This window comes from Actinomadura sp. NEAU-AAG7 (assembly GCF_018603865.1).
GTDB classification, from domain to species: domain Bacteria; phylum Actinomycetota; class Actinomycetes; order Streptosporangiales; family Streptosporangiaceae; genus Spirillospora; species Spirillospora litoris.
On the sequence record NZ_JAHFZY010000013.1, the window covers coordinates 78019 to 95436 of the forward strand.

Genomic DNA, 17418 nt, shown 5'->3' on the forward strand with positions numbered 1-17418 from the left:
ACCGCCGCCCGCGCGCGCATTCGTCCCGGACGGGCCCACACGGCCCTCAGAAGGCCGCAGGGGCCTCGCGCGCACGCGTGCCGCACTCAGGCGGGGGCGCGCCCCTCGGGCGCCCTGGTGCGGGCACGGGGGACGGCGATCGCGTCCATGTCCTCCAGCTCGCGGCCGCGGGTCTCGGGGACGCCGCGGACCACGAACAGGAACGCCAGGATCGCGAACAGCGTGTAGATCCCGTAGGCGAGCCCGAGGGAGAAGCCGGAGACGCCGGGGAACGTCGTGGTGATCATCCAGTTCGCGATCCACTGCGCCGCCGCGGCGACGGCGAGCGCCGAGGCGCGGATGACGTTGTTGAACATCTCCCCGAGCATCACCCACACGACCGGCCCCCAGGTCGCGGCGAACGCGAACACGTAGACGTTGGCGGCGACGAGCGCGACGGGCCCGGCGACGGAGCCGAGGTGCGGGTCGCCGTCCACGACCGGCGCGGTGGCGAAGCAGACGGTCAGCGTCGCGAGCGTGACCGCCATGCCGACCGCGCCCGCCAGCAGCAGCGGACGGCGCCCGACCCGGTCGACCAGCGCGATCGCCACCAGCGTGGACACGACGTTCACCACCGAGTTGATCACGGAGGTGAGCATGGCGTCGTCCTCGCTCATCCCCGCCGCCTGCCACAGCGAGGACGAGTAGTAGAAGATCACGTTGATCCCCACGAACTGCTGGAACACCGACAGCAGGATGCCCGTCCAGACGATCGGCATCAGCCCGAAGCGGCGGCCGCGCAGGTCGCCCAGCCGGACCGGGCGGTCGCCGGCGAGCGACCGGACGATCTCGCTGATCTTCATGTCGACGTCGCCGCGGCCCATGACCCGCGCGAGGACCTGCCGGGCGCGGGCCGTCTCGTGCTTCTTGACGAGGTAGCGCGGCGACTCGGGGATCGTCGTGGCGATCACCCCGTACATGAGGGCGGGCACGACCGCGCTGGCGAACATCCAGCGCCAGGCGCCGCCGCCCCAGGGGAACGTCCCGGTCGCGCCGCCGTCGGAGGCGGTCGCGATGACGTAGTCGACGACCAGCGCGGCGAAGATGCCGAGCACGATCGCCATCTGCTGGAGCGAGCCGAGCCGCCCGCGCAGCTCGGCGGGCGCGATCTCGGCGATGTAGGCCGGCGCGATCACCGAGGCGGCGCCGATGGCGAGGCCGCCCACCAGCCTCCAGAACGTCAGGTCGACGGCGTTGAAGGCCAGCGCCGACCCGAGCGAGCTCACGACGAACAGCACCGAGGCGATCAGCATCACCCGGACCCGCCCGATCCGGTCGCTGAGCGGCCCGGCGAACCAGGCGCCCGCGGCGCACCCGAGCAGGGCCGAGGACACCACGAAGCCCACGGCGAACGAGCTGAGGTGGAACTGCTGCTTCAGCGCGTCCACGGTTCCGTTGATAACCGATGAGTCATAGCCGAACAGGAAACCGCCGAGCGCCGCGGCGCCCGCCAGCAGAATGGCGGTGGACGCCGAGTTGGACGGCTCGGCGCGTCCCCGCCGGGGCACCGATCGCGATCCACTGGTCATGCGCCGGATCTTCCCCGGAGCGGGGACCTTATGCGGACGAACCGCGACGACCCGCGACGACTCAGTCGCGCACCGCGATCCCGAGGACGTGGGGCGAGGCCGGATTGGGCATGGCGGTGGGCGGGAACTCGAAGCGCCGCTGGCCGCGCACGGTGAATCCGCTGCCCGCGATCCACTCGTCCGTCGGGCGGGACACGCGGCAGCCGGCGGCGATGAGCGGCCAGGCGAGGTCGGCGTAGCGCTGGAAGCGGATCTTGCCGGGCGTCCGGCCGCGGACGTGCTCGTAGTAGCGCAGCTCCCCGCCGGGCCGCAGCACCCGCCTGATCTCGGCCAGGGCGCGGATCGGGTCGCGCACCGAGCACAGCACGAGCGAGGCGACGACGACGTCGACGGACGCGTCGTCGAGGTCGAGGTCCTCGGCGCGGCCGGGGCGGACCGTCACCGGGACGGGCGCACGGGACGCCGCCTCGGCGGCCAGCGCCCGCAGCCGGGGCTCCGGCTCCAGCGCGACGACCTCGGCGACCGCCTCCGGGTAGTGCGGGAAGTTCGCGCCGTACCCGGCGCCGATCTCCAGGACCCGGCCGGACGCCCCGTCCAGCAGCTCGGCGCGGTGCTCGTCCCCGCCCGCCTTCGCGCTGGCGGCGTCCAGCCTCGGGTAGAGCCGGGCGAAGATCGGGTGCCTGAGATCATCGGTCATTCCCGCAGTCTCCGTCGCCCCGGCGATCACCGCAAGATCACCGGGGCGGCGGAGTGCCGGACGGCGCCGCGGGAGCGGGGGACGGTGCCCCCGGAGCGCCGCCGACGGCGGCGGTGCCGTCCGGGCTCACCAGTCCTCGGCGGACTCGGCCGCGAGCTCGACCAGCTCCCCGGTGGAGTCCACGTCGTAGCGCCGCATGGACGACAGCGGCGGCGAGTACACGTGGACGCTGACGGCCGGGGCGTCGGAGGTGTTGCGGACGTCGTGGACGTAGTCGGGGCCGAACGCGTGCGTCTCCCCCGCCCCCACGTCCCGCGCGGAGCGGACGTGGTGCTCCTGCAGCGTCCCGAGGGCGACGGCGAACGCGCCGGACGAGCCGCCGTGGTCGTGGAAGCCGGTGGACTGGCCGGGCAGCCAGCTGATCACCCAGACCTCGTGGTCGGCGTCCTGGTGGATCCGCTCGTACCAGCGGCCCTGCGGGTCGAGGCGGACGCGGTGCAGCCAGTCCCCGGAGTCGCGGGCGAGGTCACGGGCCCGCTCGGCCAGCCGGGGCGGCGCGAGGGATCCCTTCCGGGGGGCGCGGGTGGTCGTCCCCCTGCCGGGGACCGGCCCGCCGGACTGTTTCGCGGGCGTGCTCGATTCGGTGGTGACGGTCATTGCGGTGTCGCTCCTCGCGGTGTGTCGTGGGTCCTTCCTGTTCAGCGGAACGGGTGCGGACACAGCGCGCTGGCCTGCCGGCGCAGGTCGACATGGAGGCGCTCGTGGAGGCTGGTGAACGTCACGACTCCCAGCGTGAACCACATTCCCTATAAAGTCAATCGGAAATAAGGAGATGAGGCGAACGCCGCAGCTCAGCGCTGATACCCAGGGAGCGGGTCGGATCTCCCTCCCCGGGGTCAGGCAGGTCCGGCGCGCCGCGTCCTAGGCTCACTCACAAATGAACGAACCATCGCGCTCCTACGGGGGCCGGCGGGCCCGGCTGGGCCGGGGCGTCCGCGCCGCCCTCGTGCCGGGTCCGGCCGACCCGGCCGTCACGCTGCTGCCCGAGCACCCCTTCCTGCGGATCCCGCTCCTGCTGTTCCTGACCGGCCTCACGATCGGGTTCACCGCCGGGTCCATCGCGATCCCGATCGCGGTCGACCAGCAGGCCGCCGGGCTCTCCTGGCCGCTCGGGGTGCTCCAGGCGACGCCGCTGGTGTTCGCGGCGCGCTGGCCACTGGCGGCGTGGCGGATCGCGCTGACAGGGCTCCTGCTGACGGTCGTCGTGCGGCACGGCGGCGGCTTCATGCCGTGGCCGGTCCCCGCGATCCTGGCGCTGATCGTGATCCTGTTCTTCGTCGGCGTCGGCTGCGACCGCGAGACCACGGTCGGCGCGGGCACCGTGACGATCGTCGGGGCACTGGTCCCGGCCGTGCTGTTCGGCATGCCGAGCTGGTTCGGGATGATCCTCGCCGGGCTCGTCGTGCTCGCCCTCACCTTCGGCGACGCGGTCGGCGGCCGGCACTCCGCCGAGGAGGAGCTGCGCAGGCGCGAGGCCCAGCACCGCGAGGACCTGGCCCGCCAGGCGGTGCTGGAGGAGCGGGCCCGCATCGCCCGCGAGCTGCACGACGTGGTCGCGCACCACATGTCGGTGATCGCGATGCAGGCGGAGGCGGCCCCCTACAAGATCCCGGACCTCCCGGACGCGGCGCGGCAGACGTTCGGCATCGTCCGCGACGCCGCCCGCGAGGCGCTGACCGAGACCCGCCGCGTCGTCGGCCTGCTGCGCTCCGACGACGACGGCGCCGAGCGCGCCCCGCAGCCCGGCCTCGACCGGCTGGACGACCTGGCCTCCTCCACGCGCCGCTACGGGCTGTCGGTCGCCACCGTGATCACCGGCGTGCCGCGCCCGCTGGACGCCGGGGTGGACCTGTCGGCGTACCGGATCGTCCAGGAGTCGCTGAGCAACGCCGCCCGCTACGCCCCGGGGTCGCGCGTGCACGTCGAGGTCAGGTACGGGGCGAAGACGCTCACGGTGACGGTCACCGACGACGGGGCCCGCAGCACGCCGGAGGAGTCGCACGGCGGCGGGCACGGGCTGGTCGGGATGCGCGAGCGCGTGACGATGCTCGGCGGCACGCTGTCGGCCGGCCCGAGCGAGCCCGCCGGCTGGGAGGTCGTGGCCGAGCTGCCCTACGGCGACTGACCGCCCGGACGGGGGAGACGACCGTTCCCGCGTGCCCATAGGGTTGCAGGCGTGACGATTCGGGTGCTGATCGCCGACGACCAGGTGATGATCCGCGACGGGCTCGCGGCGCTGCTGTCCTCCGACCCGGAGATCGAGGTGATCGGGCAGGCGGGCAACGGCCGCGAGGCGGTGGCGATGGCCCGCGAGCTCGACCCCGACGTGGTCGTGATGGACATCCGGATGCCGGAGATGGACGGGCTGGCCGCGACCGCCGAGCTGGTCGGCGAGCCGATCGCCGACGCCGACCCGGCCGCGACGCGGCCGAAGGTGCTCGTCCTCACGACCTTCGACCTCGACGAGTACGTCTACGAGGCGCTCGGCTCGGGGGCCAGCGGGTTCCTGCTGAAGGACGCCTCGGCCGCCGACCTCGTGAGCGGCGTGCGGGTGGTGGCGGCGGGCGACGCGCTGCTCGCGCCGTCGATCACCCGGCGGCTGATCGGCGACTTCGCGCGGCGGCGGCGCCACCAGCGGCCGAGCCCGAAGGCGACCGCCGGGCTGACCCCGCGCGAGCTGGACGTGCTGCGGCTGATCGCGCGGGGGCTGTCCAACGCCGAGATCGCCGGGGAGCTGGTGCTGGCCGAGCAGACGGTCAAGACGCACGTCGGGCACGTGCTGACCAAGCTCACGCTGCGCGACCGCACGCAGGCGGTCGTCTACGCCTACGAGAACGGCCTGGTGGGCTAGCCGCCCCCGGTCGGCTCCGGCGCCGCCGTCCCGCTCAGCGGGACGGGTCGAGGACGAGCTTGCCCGTGGTGCGGCGGGCCCGCAGGTCCTCGTGGGCGCGGCGGGCCTCGGTCAGCCCGTACTCGCCGCCCGCGACGACCCGCAGCAGCCCGGTGGAGGCGAGGCCGAACAGCTCGTCCAGGGCGGTGCCCATCACGTCGCCGGGCAGTTGGAAGACGTGCGGCAGCCACATGCCCGCGATCGTGGCGGAGTGCGCCAGCAGCGCGGCGGGCGGCACCGGCTCGGGCTCGCGCCGGGACGCCATGCCGTAGAAGGCGAGCCGCCCGAAGGGGGCGAGGGCGCGCAGGCTCTGGTCGGTGACGCTCCCGCCGGTCATCTCCAGCACGACGTCCACGCGGCGGCCGCCGTTGGCCTCGACGAGGGCGTCCCGCAGTTCGGGCTCGGCCGCGTCGACGGCGGCGTCGGCGCCGAGCTCCAGGGCCAGGGCGCGCTTCTGCGGGGAGGAGGCGGTGGCGATGATCCGTCCGGCGCCGAAGGCCCGCGCGAGCTGGACGGCGAGCGTCCCGACCCCGCCCGCCGCCGCGTGCACGACGACCGACTCGCCCGGCGCCAGGTGGACGCTGCGGCGCAGCAGCAGCCACGCGGACGCGCCCTGCACGAGCAGGCCGAGCGCGGTGACGTCGTCGATGGCCGCCGGGACGTCCCAGGCCAGCGGGACGGGCGCGACGGCCCGCTCGGCGTACCCGCCGGTGCCGACCAGCGCGACCACCCGGCGCCCGTCGCCGGTGGTGCCGACGACCTCGCCGCCGGGGACGAGCGGCAGCCGCGGCTCCCGCAGGTAGCTGTTCTCGGCCTGGTGGGTGTCGGCGTAGTTGACCCCCGCCCGCGCGACCTCCACGAGCAGGTGGCCGGGCCCGGCGACCGGGTCGGGCAGCTCGGCCGGCACCAGCACCTCGGGCCCGCCGAACTCGGTGATCTGGATCGCGCGCATGCCCACTCCAAGTGACTGACTGGTCAGTTACTGTAGCGGAATGGACTTCGGACTGAGCGGCCGGGCGCGCGAGCATCTCGACCGCCTCCAGTCCTTCATGGACGCCCATGTCTACCCGGCGGAGCCGGTGTACGCGGCGCAGCGGCGCGAGCTGGCGGCGCTCGGCCGCGAGCACCACGTCCCGCCGGTCGTGGAGGAGCTGAAGCGGGAGGCGCGCGGGCTCGGCCTGTGGAACCTGTTCCTGCCGGACTCCGACGACCCGGCGCACGGGCTGTCGGTCACCGACTACGCCCCGCTCGCCGAGCTGACGGGCCGCTCCCCCGTCCTCGCGCCCGAGGCCATCAACTGCGCGGCGCCCGACACCGGCAACATGGAGGTGCTGCACCTGTTCGGGACGCCCGAGCAGAAGCGGCGGTGGCTCCGCCCGCTGCTGGACGGCGAGATCCGCAGCGCGTTCGCGATGACCGAGCCGGACGTGGCGAGCTCCGACGCCACCAACATCGCCACCCGGATCGAGCGCGACGGCGACCACTACGTCGTCAACGGCCGCAAGTGGTGGATCACCGGGGCCGCCGACCCGCGCTGCGCGGTCATGATCGTGATGGGCCGGACGGACCCGGAGGCCGCCGCGCACCGGCGGTGGTCGATGGTGCTGGTGCCGATGGACGCGCCCGGCGTGGAGGTCGTCCGCGCGCTGCCCGTGTTCGGCTACCAGGACCAGCACGGCCACTGCGAGATCACCTTCACCGACGTCCGCGTCCCGGTGGGCGACCTCGTCGGCGAGGAGGGCGGCGGCTTCGCGATCGCGCAGGCGCGGCTCGGGCCCGGCCGCGTCCACCACTGCATGCGCGCCCTCGGCACGGCCGAGCGGGCGCTGGAGCTGATGTGCCGCAGGGCGCTGGCGCGGGAGGCGTTCGGCGGGCCGCTGGCCGCGCAGGGCGTGGTGCGCGAGCGCATCGCCGAGTCGCGGATGGCGATCGAGCAGGCGCGGCTGCTCACGCTCAAGACCGCCTGGCTGATCGACGAGCACGGCGTGGCGGCGGCGCGGTCGGAGGTCGCGGCGATCAAGGTGGTCGCGCCCCGGGTCGCGCTGGAGGTCGTGGACCGGGCGATCCAGCTGCACGGCGGCGCGGGCGTCGGCGACGGCACCCCGCTCGCCGAGATGTGGGCGGGGCTGCGCGCGCTGCGGCTGGCCGACGGCCCCGACGAGGTGCACGTCCGCTCCGTCGCCCGCGCCGAACTGGCCGGGTACACCGGCGGCTGACGGGCGCGTCGCGGCGGGGCCGGCGCGCGGGGGGCTCAGCCGAAGACGTCGTCGCGGGTGAGGTCGAGCGCGGTCAGCACCGCGCCGCGCAGGACGGCGTCCCCGGCGACCAGGCTCGGCCGCACCTCGGTCGGCGCGAACGACAGGTCGCCGAGCCGGGCCGCGACCAGCGCGGCGAGCCGGTCGCCGCCCCCGCCGCCGACCGCGCCGCCGAGCACGACGAGCCCCGGGTCCAGGACGGCGACGAGGGCGAACACGCCCTCGACGATCCGGTCGGCGAGCGCCTCGGGCCCGAGCCCCTGCGCGAGGCCGGTCTCCATCAGGTCGCAGAAGTCGGTGCCCCCGAACTTGAGCAGCCCCACCTCGCCCGCGCCGCCGGACGCGCCGCGCCGCAGCCGCCCGTCCAGGACGACCGCCGCGCCGATCCCGTCGTCCAGCCACAGCAGCACGAAGTCGTCGTGCCCGACGGCGGCGCCCTCGCGGTGCTCGGCGATCGCGGCCAGGTTGACCTCGTTCTCCAGCACCACCGGCACGCCGAGCCGGTCGGCGATCACCGTGCGCAGGTCGGCCCGCCCGCCGGGGAGCTTCCCGAAGGACGCCGCGCCGGTGCGGGGGTGGATCAGCCCGGGGGCGCCGACGACGACCGTGTGCGGGGTGACGCCGCCCGCCGCGTCCACGACGGCGTCGGCGACGAGCGCGCCGAGGTCGGGGCCGGGCAGGACCGCGCGGGTGGCCGTGCCGCGGACCGACCCGGCGATGTCGGCGACGCTCACGTGCACGGAGCCGCGCCGCAGGTCGACCCCGGCGACGTGGGCGCGCCCGGCCACCACCCCGTAGAGCCGCGCGTTCGGGCCGCGCCGGTCGGCGCCGGACTCGCCGGTCACCTCGATCAGCCCGTCCGCGCGGAGCCGCTCGATCAGGTCGGACACGGTCGGCCGGGACAGCCCGGTCAGCGCGCGCAGCTGCGGCGCCGTCAGCGGGCCGCGGTCGAGCAGCAGGTCGAGCGCGAGGCGGTCGTTGATCGCGCGCGCCATCGTCGGGGTCGCCGTCTTCACACCGACCATATTAGTCAGGGAGCCTGCCGGTTAATCTCTTTTCATCAGGAAGCCTGCCTGTTAGTTTCTGTGGGCATGAGCAACCGCAGCGCCATCAGCGCCGTCTTCGCCGTTCACGGGGCCGTGGCCGGCACCTTCGCGACCCGCGTCCCCTGGATCGAGCACCGTCTCGGGCTCGGCCCCACCCTTCTCGGGCTCGCCCTGCTGTGCCCGTCGATCGGCGCGTTCGCGGGGATGCCGATGGCGAGCCGGCTCGCCCACCGCGTCGGCGGGCGCACCGCGACGCGCGGGCTCCTGGCGGCCTGGTGCGCCGTCCTCGCGCTCCCCGCGCTGGCCCCCGCGCCCGGCTGGCTGTTCCCGGCGATGCTGCTCTTCGGAGTCACCTCGGGCATGTGCGACGTCGTCATGAACGCGCACGCGCTGACGCTGGAGCGGAGGCTGCGGCGCTCGATCATCTCGGGGCTGCACGGGTTGTGGTGCGTCGGCAGCCTCGCCGCGGGCGGCGTCGGCATCCTCGCCGCGCACGCCGGCGTCGACGCCAGGCTGCACCTCGGGACCGTCGCGCTGGCGCTGCTGGGGGCGGGGGTGCTCGCGGGACGGCAGCTCTTCCCCGACCGGGCCGCCCCCGGCGCCCCGGCGCCGCGCCGCTTCGCGCTCCCGGGCCGCGCCATCCTCGCGATCGGCGCGGTCGGCTTCTGCGGCACCTTCGCCGAGGGCGCCAGCGCCGACTGGGCCGCCGTCTACCTCACCAAGGTCGCCGACGCCGGGCCCGGCCTCGCCGCCGCCAGCTTCACGATCTTCATGTCGTGCATGGCGGCCACCCGCCTCGCCGCCGACCGGCTGGTGGGGCGGATCGGCCCGGTGACGCTCGTCCGCTGCGGCGGCGCCGTCGCCGTGCTCGGCGGCGTGCTCGTGGTGACGGCCCGCACGCCGTGGCAGGGCATCACCGGGTTCGCGCTGCTCGGCGTCGGCGTCGCGACCGTCGTCCCGATGGTCTTCGCGGCGGCGGCCGCCACCGAGGCGAACGCGGGCGAGGGCGTGGCGGGCGTCGCGACGATCACCTACCTGTCCGGCCTGACCGCCCCGGCCGTCACCGGCTGGACGGCGGGCGCGTTCTCCTACCCGGCCGCGTTCACCATGATCACCTGCATCGTGGCAATGATCACGGTGACCGCCGGAGCCCTCCGTCCCCGGACGGGGACGGCCGGCGCGGGCGCGCCCTCGGAGGCCGCGTCGGTTCCGGCCTCGTCCCAGGGGGCCGGGCGCTCATGACTTCTGCCGGAAATGCCGGTGATGGTGGAGCGCGCACGAATGGACAGGACAGCGGCGAATTTCTGACCGTAACGATTTCGGCACGGCAGGTTCCGCCGGGGGCCACCTCGGCGCAACGATTACGGTGTGGCTACTGGCGGGAGTGGCACGGATTCCAACGCCGGACGCGTCGTCGCCCGGCTCAGAAAATGGTCCGGGGTCTCGGTGGGCCGGGCCGACTGCGGTGTGGGCGTCGCGCTCTGCGCGGGACACGGCCAGTTCATGCACCTGCACACCGGTGACGAGGCGGAGCTGTGCCTGACCCGGCCGGTCGTGGACCGCCTCGGCGGCGCGCTCGCCGACTCGGGGCGGGTGCTGGTCCGGCCGGGGGGCGACTGGGTCGCCGTCCGGCTCGACACCGACTCCGACATGGCGATGGCCGTGTCGCTGGCCAGCGTGGCGATCAAGGCGCACACCCGGCCCGCGGCGCGGGGGACGCCGATCACGCCGTGCCCGGCCGCGACGCCGCCCCGCCCCGGCGGCTCGGGGGCGTCCGGCGGTCCGTCCGGCGAGCCGTCTGATGGACCGTCCGGCGGGCGGGACGCCGAGGGTGAGCCGGATCACAGGGGCGGGCACCGTCCGGCCGACTCGGACGGGCGGGCGGAGGCCCCGGATGGTTCGGGCGTGGAAGCCGAACGCCCCGGCATCCGCGATGCGGTGCCGGGGCGACGGTCCGGATAGTCCGGAAGGCCGACGGGTGGGCCTCCGGTGGGGGCGCCCCCACCGGAAGGCCCGGAGCCCTGCGATCGGCCGGGAGCCTCAGAGCGGGTAGACGCCCTCGGCCTGCGGGCCCTTCTGGCCCTGGGTGATCTCGAACCCGACGCGCTGGTTCTCCTCCAGGCTGCGGTAGCCGCTGGTGGTGATCGCCGAGTAGTGGACGAACACGTCGGGGCCGCCGCCGTCAGGCGCGATGAACCCGAAGCCCTTTTCGGCGTTGAACCACTTCACGGTGCCTTCGGCCATGCTTCCTTCTCCTCTGGTGACGCTTCACCGGCCGCCGGGCGACGACCGGGCTGCAATGCGGACAAATCTCACGTCCGCCGGATCACCCGGGGAAACGGAGAACGCCCGTTGTCTAGAACTTCTGCGGGCGTTTCATTAGCAAACGTTCGAGACTGCTGGCCAACTGCCTGCCTAACTGCAACGCCTCGAACCTACCCCATGCGGGCCCCTCAGGGACACCGACACACCGGGCGCGCCAAGGGCACGCGCGGCCGCGCTCAGGACGGGCCCGGGGCCAGATCGGCGAGGGCCTCGGCGGCGCGGTGGCAGTCGTGGAACGTACAGTACAGCGGGGCGGGCGCCAGCCGGACGACGTCGGGTTCGCGCGCGTCGGCGATCACTCCGTGCCGGGCGGCGAGGGCCCTGACCAGGGCGCCCGCGTCCGCGACCCGCAGCGAGAGCTGGGCGCCGCGCGCCGCCGGATCCCTCGGCGTGATCAGTTCGGCGCCGCGCGCGGCGCCGAGCCGGGAGGCGAGGTATCCGGTGAGCCGCTCGCTCCTGGCCCGCAGCGCGTCCATCCCGATCCGGTCGAAGATCTCCAGTGCGGTGAGCACCGGCGCGAGCGCCAGGATCGGCGGGTTGGAGAGCTGCCAGGCGTCGGCGGAGGCGGGCGGCGCGATGGCGGGGTCCATCCGGAACCGGACGGCCGGGTCGGTGCCCCACCAGCCCGCGAGCCTGGGCAGCGACGGGTCCCCGACGTGCCGCTCGTGCACGAAGCACCCCGCGACCGCGCCCGGCCCGGAGTTCAGGTACTTGTAGGTGCACCAGGCGGCGAAGTCCACGTCCCAGTCGTGCAGCCGGAGGGGGACGTTCCCGGCGGCGTGGGCGAGGTCCCAGCCGACGACGGCGCCGGCGGCGCGCCCCGCCTTGGTGATCGCGGCCATGTCCATGAGCTGGCCGGTCAGGTAGTTGACACCGCCGAGCATGAGCAGCGCGACCGTGCCGCCCTCGCGTTCGAGGAAGGTCAGGACGTCCTCGGTGCGCAGCACGTCCTCGCCCGGACGCGGCGTGAGCCGCACGACGGCCCGCTCGGGGTCGAGCCCGTGGTGGACGGCCTGGCTGGCGACGGCGTAGGAGTCGGACGGGAACGCCGAGTCCTCGATGACGATGCGCACGCGCTCGCCTGCGGGCCGGTAGAAGGTCGCCATCATCAGGTGCAGGTTGACGGTCAGCGAGTTCATCGCGACGACCTCGTGGGGCAGGGCGCCGACGAGGCGGGCGGCCGGGTCGCGGAGCAGCTCGTGGTAGTCGACCCACGGGCGGCGGGCCCGGGTGTGGCCCTCGACCGCGAGCCGCGCCCAGTCGTCCAGCTCCTCGCGCAGGACGCCCGCGACGGCCCTCGGCTGGAGGCCGAGGGAGTTGCCCGCGAAGTAGGCGGCCTCCGCGTGCGGGCCGCCCGGCGCGGGCGGGACGAGGAACTCCGCGCGCGGCGGGGGCAGCGGGTCGCAGGCGTCGAGGCGCAGCGCCTCGTTTTCGGAGCCCGCGGCTTCGTCGAGGCTCACAGCGCGCCTCCTTCCGAGGCCACCAGGCCGGCGGCGGGGGCCTCGGCGGGCGCGAGGAAGTCGCGCGCGTTGCCGCCGAGGAGCCGGGCGCGCGCCGCGTCGTCCAGGCCCGGGCAGGCGCGGATCGTCGAGCCCGGCTCCCGCTCGCCCAGCGGGAACGGGTAGTCGGTGCCGAGCAGCACCCGCTCGGGGCCCATCACGTCCACGAGCAGGCGGAGCGCGCGCGGGTCGAACACGGCCGAGTCGACGCTGAACCGGTCGAGGTACCCCGACGGCGGGAGCGGCGAGTCGGCGCGGACGATGTCGCGGTTGTGCCAGGCGTTGTCCGCGCGTCCGAGCAGGAACGCGAAGCTGCCGCCGCCGTGGCAGAAGCACAGCCGCAGCGTCCGGGGGATCCGCTCGAACGCGCCGGAGAGCATCAGCCCGAGGATGCTGAGCTGCGTCTCGGCGGGCATCCCCGACAGCCACGGCAGCATGTGGCCGCGCATCCGGTCGGCGCCGAGCATGTCCCACGGGTGCGCGAGCACGGGCAGGCCGATGCCGGCGCAGTGCGCGAGGAACGCGGTGATGCCGGGGTCGGCGAGGTCGCGGTCGCCGACGTGGTTGCCGATGTGCACGCCGCGGTGCCCGGCCGCCGCCGCCCGGCTGGCGACCTCGCAGGCGAGGACCGGGTCCTGGAGCGGGACCTGGCACAGCGGCAGCAGCCGGTCGGGCGCGTCCGCGCAGAAGGCGAGGATCCGCTCGTTCACCAGCTCGCACCAGTCGGCGGCGCGGGCCGGGTCGGCGGCGTACCCGAACATCAGCGGGGTGGAGGAGACGGCCTGCGCGTCGACGCCCGCGGCGTCCATGTCGGCGAGGCGGCGCTCGGGGTCCCACAGCCCGGCGTGGACGGGCCGGTACTCGGCGTCGCCGCTCATCATCATGCCGGTGCCGTCGGCGGCGACGCGCAGCCACGGCTCGTCCGCGTCCGCGAGCACGCGGCCCTGGGCCCGGGTGAGGTGCGGGAAGACGTGCGAGTGGACGTCGACGACGGGCTCAGCCACGGGGCGCCGTCACCGGGACCATGGACTCGGGCCACTGCTTGCCCGGGTGGACCGCGCCGCAGTGCGGGCACTTGCGGTCGCTGTCGTAGAAGCTCTGGAAGACCGGCGGCAGGTCGGCCACGATCGAGCGCACCTGGAGCTCGGCGCGGTGCACCAACCGGTGGCACTCGACGCAGTACCACTCGAACGACTCCAGCGTCCCCTCCGGGCGCGGGATCTCGACGACGAGGCCGATCGAGCCCTCCTCGGGCCGCTGCGGCGAGTGCCGGACGTGCGGCGGCAGCAGGAACACCTCGCCCTCGTTGATCTGGACGTCGACCGGCGGGCGGCCGACCTCCTCCATGACGCGCAGGACCATGTTGCCCTTGAGCTGGTAGAAGAACTCCTCCTTCGGGTCGTCGTGGAAGTCGGTGCGGCGGTTGGGGCCGCCGATGACCATCACGATCAGGCCCGCGTCCTCGAACACCTGGACGTTGCCGACCGGCGGCCTGAGCAGGTCGCGGTGCTCCTCGATCCACGCCTCGAAGTTGAAGGGCCGTCCGAAGGTGAGCTGCGGAAGGGTCATGCTCCGGCCTCCTTACCGGTGGTGCGGTCGGCCGGGACGTGGGCCACGCACGAGATCTCGACGAGCAGGTGGGGGTGCGGGAGCTGGTGGACGGCGACGGTGGTGCGGGCGGGCCCGGTCTCGTCGAAGTACTCGGCGTAGACCTCGTTGTAGCCGCCGAAGTCGTTCATGCTCACCAGGTAGGCGGTGACGTTGACGACGTCGGCGAGCCCTCCCCCGGCGGCCGCCAGCAGGTCCCGGATGTTCTCGATGACGGCGCGCGTCTGGACGCGGATGTCGAGGTCGGTGACGCCCATCGCGTCGGCGCTCGCCCCGGCGAAGGTCCCGTCGGGACGGCGGGAGCTCGTGCCGGACACGAACACGAGGTCGCCGGCGCGGCGCAGGTGCGGGAACCGGCCGCGCGGGGCGGCCTTGCCCTCGACGAGGATCGCGTCGCTCATGTCGTCACCTCGACGGCGCCGAGGCCCGCGCAGGTGACGCGGACGTGCGCGTCCTTGGGCAGCGGGACGGCGGCGGTCGCGGCCCCGGCGAGCACCACCCAGCCGGGTTCGAGCGTGATCCCGGCGCCGAGCGCGAGCCGCGCCGCCGCGCGCAGCGACCGCGCGGGGTCGCCGAGGATCGCGGCGGACGACCCGGTCTGCGCGACCCGCCCGTCGATCTCCAGGACCATCCCGGCGTTGGCGAGGTCGCGCGGCGGGTGCCAGGCGCCGACCCCGAACCGGGCGGCCGAGGCGTTGTCGGCGACCACGTCGGGGAGCGTGAACCTGAAGTCGGCGAAGCGGGAGTCGAGCACCTCGAACCCGACGGCGACGCCCGCGACGGCGGACTCGACGTCGGCGACGGAGCGGACCTCGCGGCCGATGAGGTAGGCGATCTCCGGCTCGACGCGCGGATGGATGAGCCCGGACACCTCCACCGACGGCCCGGCCACCATCGCGTCGGTCAGCAGGCCCCAGATGACGTCGTCCACACCCATCTGGGCCATCTTCGCGCGACTGGTGAAGCCCATCTTCACGCCCGCGAGGCGCTCGCCGCGCCGCTCGCGCCGCTCGATCACCGCGCGCTGCACGGCGTAGGCGGTCGCGACGTCGAACGGCTCGGCCTCGGTCAGTCTCGGGATCGCCCGGACGTCGCGCGCGGCGCCGTCCAGCGTCGCCGCCAGGGCCTCGACGTCGATGCTCATGACTCCTCCTTCGCGAACGCGGCGCGCACGTCGCCGAGCCCCTCGACGCGGGCCTCGAACACGTCGCCGGGCGCGGCGGCCACCACGGGCCCGAGCGCGCCGGTCAGCACGGTGTCGCCCGCGCGCAGCGGGCGCCCGACGCGCACGAGCGTGTCGGCGAGCCACAGCGCGGCGTTGAGCGGGTTGCCGAGGCAGGCGGCGCCCGTCCCGGTGGACAACTGCTCGCCGCGCCGCTCCAGCACCATCCCGCACAGCCGCAGGTCGAGGTCCCGCAGCGGCACGGGCCGCGTGCCCAGCACGTACAGGCCGGAGGAGGCGTTGTCGGCGACGGTGTCGACGAGCGTGATGTCCCAGTCCGCGATCCGGCTGCCGACGACCTCGATCGCGGGCAGCGCGAACGCGGTCGCGCGGAGCAGGTCGGCGACGGTGTGCCGCTCGTGGGTGAGGTCGGCGTCCAGCACGAGCGCGATCTCGGCCTCGGCGCGCGGCTGCAGGACGGCGCCCGCCGGGATCTCCGCGCCGTCCGGGACGGCCATGTCGGCGAACAGCATCCCGAAGTCGGGGCTGTCCACGCCGAGCTGCGCCTGCACGGCCGCGGACGTGAGGCCGATCTTGCGGCCGGTGAGGCGGCGCCCGCCCGCCAGGGCGTGCTCGGTGAGGCGGTCCTGGACCGCGTACGCCTCGTCCGCGGTCGTGATCAGGTCGCGGACGGGCGCGCACGGCACGCCGGAGGCCCGCGCCGCGAGCAGGCGCTCCGCGGCCGCGCGTACCGGGTCGGGACTGGTCGGATCGGTCACTGGGCTCGCTTTCAGATCTGGATGCAGACGTTGACGGGCTCGGAGAAGAAGTCCAGGGAGTACTCGCCGCCCTCGCGCCCGATGCCGGACGCCTTGACGCCGCCGAACGGGGTTCGCAGGTCGCGCAGGTTCCAGCAGTTCACCCAGACGATCCCGGCCTCGACGCGCGGCGCGACGCGGTGGGCGCGCGAGACGTCCCGCGTCCACACGGTCGCGGCGAGGCCGTAGTCGCTGTCGTTGGCGAGCCGGAGCGCCTCGTCCTCGGTGTCGAAGGGCGCGACGTGGCAGACCGGGCCGAAGATCTCCTCGCGGACGGTCCGCGCGGTCTCCGGGAGCCCGGTGAGCACGGTCGGCTCGACGTGGTAGCCGCCGTCGCGCGCGTCGCCGAACTCGGGCGTGCCGCCGCCCGCGACGACCGTCGCGCCCTCCTCGCGGGCGAGCCGGTAGTACGACAGCACCTTGTCGCGGTGCTCGGCGGAGATCATGGGGCCGTAGCCGGTCAGCGCCCGCGCCCGCGCGCCGAGCCGCTCGACGAACTCCTCGTACAGGGGCCGCTCGACGTAGACGCGCTCGGTGCACAGGCAGATCTGCCCGGAGTGGGTGAAGGACGAGCGGACCGTCCCCTCCACGGCGGCGTCGAGGTCGGCGTCGGCGAACACCAGCGCGGGGTTCTTGCCGCCGAGCTCGAACGACACGGGCGTGACGTGGTCGGCGGCGTTGCGCATGATCGCCGCGCCGGTGGCCGACTCGCCGGTGAAGGCGATCGCGTCCACGCCCGGGTGCGCGGTGAGGAACTCCCCCGCCGCGCCCGCGCCGTGCCCGTGGACGAGGTTGAACACGCCGTCCGGCAGCCCGGCCTCGGCGATGACGCGGGCGAGCAGGGTGGCGGTGGAGGGCGTCTCCTCCGAGGGCTTGGCGACGACCGCGTTCCCGGCGGCGAGGGCGGGGGCGACCTTCCAGGTGAGCAGCAGCAGCGGCAGGTTCCAGGGCGAGATGACCGCGACCACGCCGAGCGGCCGCCGGACGCTGTAGTTCAGCGCCTGCCCGCTCCCGCCGCTCCACCCGGGCACCTGGGTCGTGTACGCGCGCTCGGGGCGCCCGTAGAGCAGGTCGGCGTAGGCGCGGAAGTTGCCGACGGCCCGGGGGACGTCGATCGTCGCGGCCAGCTCGCGGGGCTTGCCGGTGTCGGCGACCTCGGCGTCCACGAACTCCTCGAACCGGGCCTGCACCCCGTCGGCGATCCGGCGCAGCGCGGCGGCGCGCTCCTCCGTGCTCGTCCGGCCCCAGGGACCGGCGAGCGCGGCCCGCGCGGCGGTGACCGCGTCGTCGACGACCTCCCGGGTGGCCTCGGGGACCTCGCCCAGCTCGGTGCCGTCGGCCGGGGCGATGAGGGGGAAGGCCGGGCCGTCCGAACGGAAGACCCCGCCGACGTAGTGCTCAGCCTTCATCCCGCTTCCTCCACCCTGGTGATCTGCCCGGACACCTGTGATCCTGCGCCACCCGAGCTATGCCTGGCAAATACCAAAAGG

At 74.7% G+C, this 17418-nt stretch carries 19 protein-coding genes; 5 read left to right on the plus strand and 14 right to left on the minus strand.

Annotation, left to right across the window (positions count from 1 at the left end; all coding sequences use genetic code 11):
- Nucleotides 1-86 precede the first annotated feature (86 nt).
- The 4 genes from KLI87_RS38700 to KLI87_RS41995 form a co-directional block, all read right to left on the minus strand.
- Nucleotides 87-1568 (minus strand): sugar porter family MFS transporter, encoded by a 1482-nt coding sequence (locus KLI87_RS38700; RefSeq protein WP_214620958.1) that lies wholly within the window; start codon nt 1566-1568, stop codon nt 87-89.
- Between the two features lie 61 nt (nt 1569-1629).
- Nucleotides 1630-2265 (minus strand): class I SAM-dependent methyltransferase, encoded by a 636-nt coding sequence (locus tag KLI87_RS38705; protein WP_214620959.1) that lies wholly within the window; start codon nt 2263-2265, stop codon nt 1630-1632.
- A 126-nt stretch (nt 2266-2391) separates the two neighbouring features.
- Nucleotides 2392-2922: a cysteine dioxygenase family protein gene (locus tag KLI87_RS38710; protein WP_156221718.1), complete on the minus strand. Its 531-nt coding sequence runs from the start codon at nt 2920-2922 to the stop codon at nt 2392-2394.
- A gap of 41 nt (nt 2923-2963) precedes the next feature.
- On the minus strand, nt 2964-3068 hold the full coding sequence (locus KLI87_RS41995) for a putative leader peptide (RefSeq protein ID WP_312874962.1): 105 nt from the start codon (nt 3066-3068) through the stop codon (nt 2964-2966).
- Nucleotides 3069-3202: 134 nt separating this feature from the next.
- Between KLI87_RS41995 and KLI87_RS38715 the strand changes: the two genes are divergently transcribed.
- Together KLI87_RS38715 and KLI87_RS38720 are read left to right on the plus strand one after the other, a co-directional pair.
- On the plus strand, nt 3203-4450 hold the full coding sequence (locus tag KLI87_RS38715) for a sensor histidine kinase (RefSeq protein WP_156221716.1): 1248 nt from the start codon (nt 3203-3205) through the stop codon (nt 4448-4450).
- A 51-nt stretch (nt 4451-4501) separates the two neighbouring features.
- Nucleotides 4502-5176 (plus strand): response regulator transcription factor, encoded by a 675-nt coding sequence (locus KLI87_RS38720; RefSeq protein WP_214620960.1) that lies wholly within the window; start codon nt 4502-4504, stop codon nt 5174-5176.
- A 34-nt stretch (nt 5177-5210) separates the two neighbouring features.
- Here KLI87_RS38720 and KLI87_RS38725 read toward each other — a convergent pair whose 3' ends face one another.
- Nucleotides 5211-6167: an NADPH:quinone oxidoreductase family protein gene (locus KLI87_RS38725; protein ID WP_156221714.1), complete on the minus strand. Its 957-nt coding sequence runs from the start codon at nt 6165-6167 to the stop codon at nt 5211-5213.
- Nucleotides 6168-6207: 40 nt separating this feature from the next.
- Between KLI87_RS38725 and KLI87_RS38730 the strand changes: the two genes are divergently transcribed.
- On the plus strand, nt 6208-7431 hold the full coding sequence (locus KLI87_RS38730; protein WP_214620961.1) for an acyl-CoA dehydrogenase family protein: 1224 nt from the start codon (nt 6208-6210) through the stop codon (nt 7429-7431).
- A 35-nt stretch (nt 7432-7466) separates the two neighbouring features.
- Here the strand turns inward: KLI87_RS38730 and KLI87_RS38735 are convergent, their stop codons facing one another.
- On the minus strand, nt 7467-8486 hold the full coding sequence (locus KLI87_RS38735) for an ROK family transcriptional regulator (protein ID WP_214620962.1): 1020 nt from the start codon (nt 8484-8486) through the stop codon (nt 7467-7469).
- 75 nt (nt 8487-8561) lie between these two features.
- On the opposite strand from KLI87_RS38735, the gene KLI87_RS38740 reads away from it, so the two are divergent.
- Both KLI87_RS38740 and KLI87_RS38745 read left to right on the plus strand, forming a co-directional pair.
- Nucleotides 8562-9758 carry an MFS transporter gene (locus tag KLI87_RS38740; RefSeq protein WP_214620963.1) on the plus strand — a complete coding sequence of 399 codons (1197 nt, stop codon included), beginning with the start codon at nt 8562-8564 and terminating at the stop codon, nt 9756-9758.
- A 126-nt stretch (nt 9759-9884) separates the two neighbouring features.
- A complete protein-coding gene (locus KLI87_RS38745) occupies nt 9885-10478 on the plus strand; it encodes a luciferase family protein (protein WP_214620964.1) in 594 nt (197 codons plus the stop codon).
- Between the two features lie 78 nt (nt 10479-10556).
- Here KLI87_RS38745 and KLI87_RS38750 read toward each other — a convergent pair whose 3' ends face one another.
- From KLI87_RS38750 to KLI87_RS38785, 8 genes are all read right to left on the minus strand, one after another.
- Nucleotides 10557-10760: a cold-shock protein gene (locus KLI87_RS38750; protein WP_030173892.1), complete on the minus strand. Its 204-nt coding sequence runs from the start codon at nt 10758-10760 to the stop codon at nt 10557-10559.
- 257 nt (nt 10761-11017) lie between these two features.
- Nucleotides 11018-12301, minus strand: coding sequence for a kynureninase (kynU, locus tag KLI87_RS38755; RefSeq protein ID WP_214620965.1), 1284 nt, complete (start codon nt 12299-12301; stop codon nt 11018-11020).
- Entirely contained in the window at nt 12298-13344 is a 1047-nt protein-coding gene (locus KLI87_RS38760) for an amidohydrolase family protein (RefSeq protein WP_214620966.1), read from the minus strand. Before KLI87_RS38760 ends, kynU begins: the two co-directional genes overlap by 4 nt.
- Nucleotides 13337-13909 (minus strand): 3-hydroxyanthranilate 3,4-dioxygenase, encoded by a 573-nt coding sequence (locus KLI87_RS38765; protein ID WP_214620967.1) that lies wholly within the window; start codon nt 13907-13909, stop codon nt 13337-13339. Before KLI87_RS38765 ends, KLI87_RS38760 begins: the two co-directional genes overlap by 8 nt.
- Entirely contained in the window at nt 13906-14349 is a 444-nt protein-coding gene (locus KLI87_RS38770; protein WP_214620968.1) for a RidA family protein, read from the minus strand. The genes KLI87_RS38765 and KLI87_RS38770 overlap by 4 nt, the downstream gene beginning before the upstream one ends.
- Entirely contained in the window at nt 14346-15092 is a 747-nt protein-coding gene (locus tag KLI87_RS38775; RefSeq protein WP_250904668.1) for a 2-keto-4-pentenoate hydratase, read from the minus strand. Before KLI87_RS38775 ends, KLI87_RS38770 begins: the two co-directional genes overlap by 4 nt.
- A complete protein-coding gene (locus tag KLI87_RS38780) occupies nt 15089-15889 on the minus strand; it encodes a 2-keto-4-pentenoate hydratase (RefSeq protein WP_214620969.1) in 801 nt (266 codons plus the stop codon). The genes KLI87_RS38775 and KLI87_RS38780 overlap by 4 nt, the downstream gene beginning before the upstream one ends.
- An 11-nt stretch (nt 15890-15900) precedes the next feature.
- Nucleotides 15901-17337: a 2-hydroxymuconic semialdehyde dehydrogenase gene (locus KLI87_RS38785; protein ID WP_156221699.1), complete on the minus strand. Its 1437-nt coding sequence runs from the start codon at nt 17335-17337 to the stop codon at nt 15901-15903.
- Between the last annotated feature and the right edge of the window lie 81 nt (nt 17338-17418).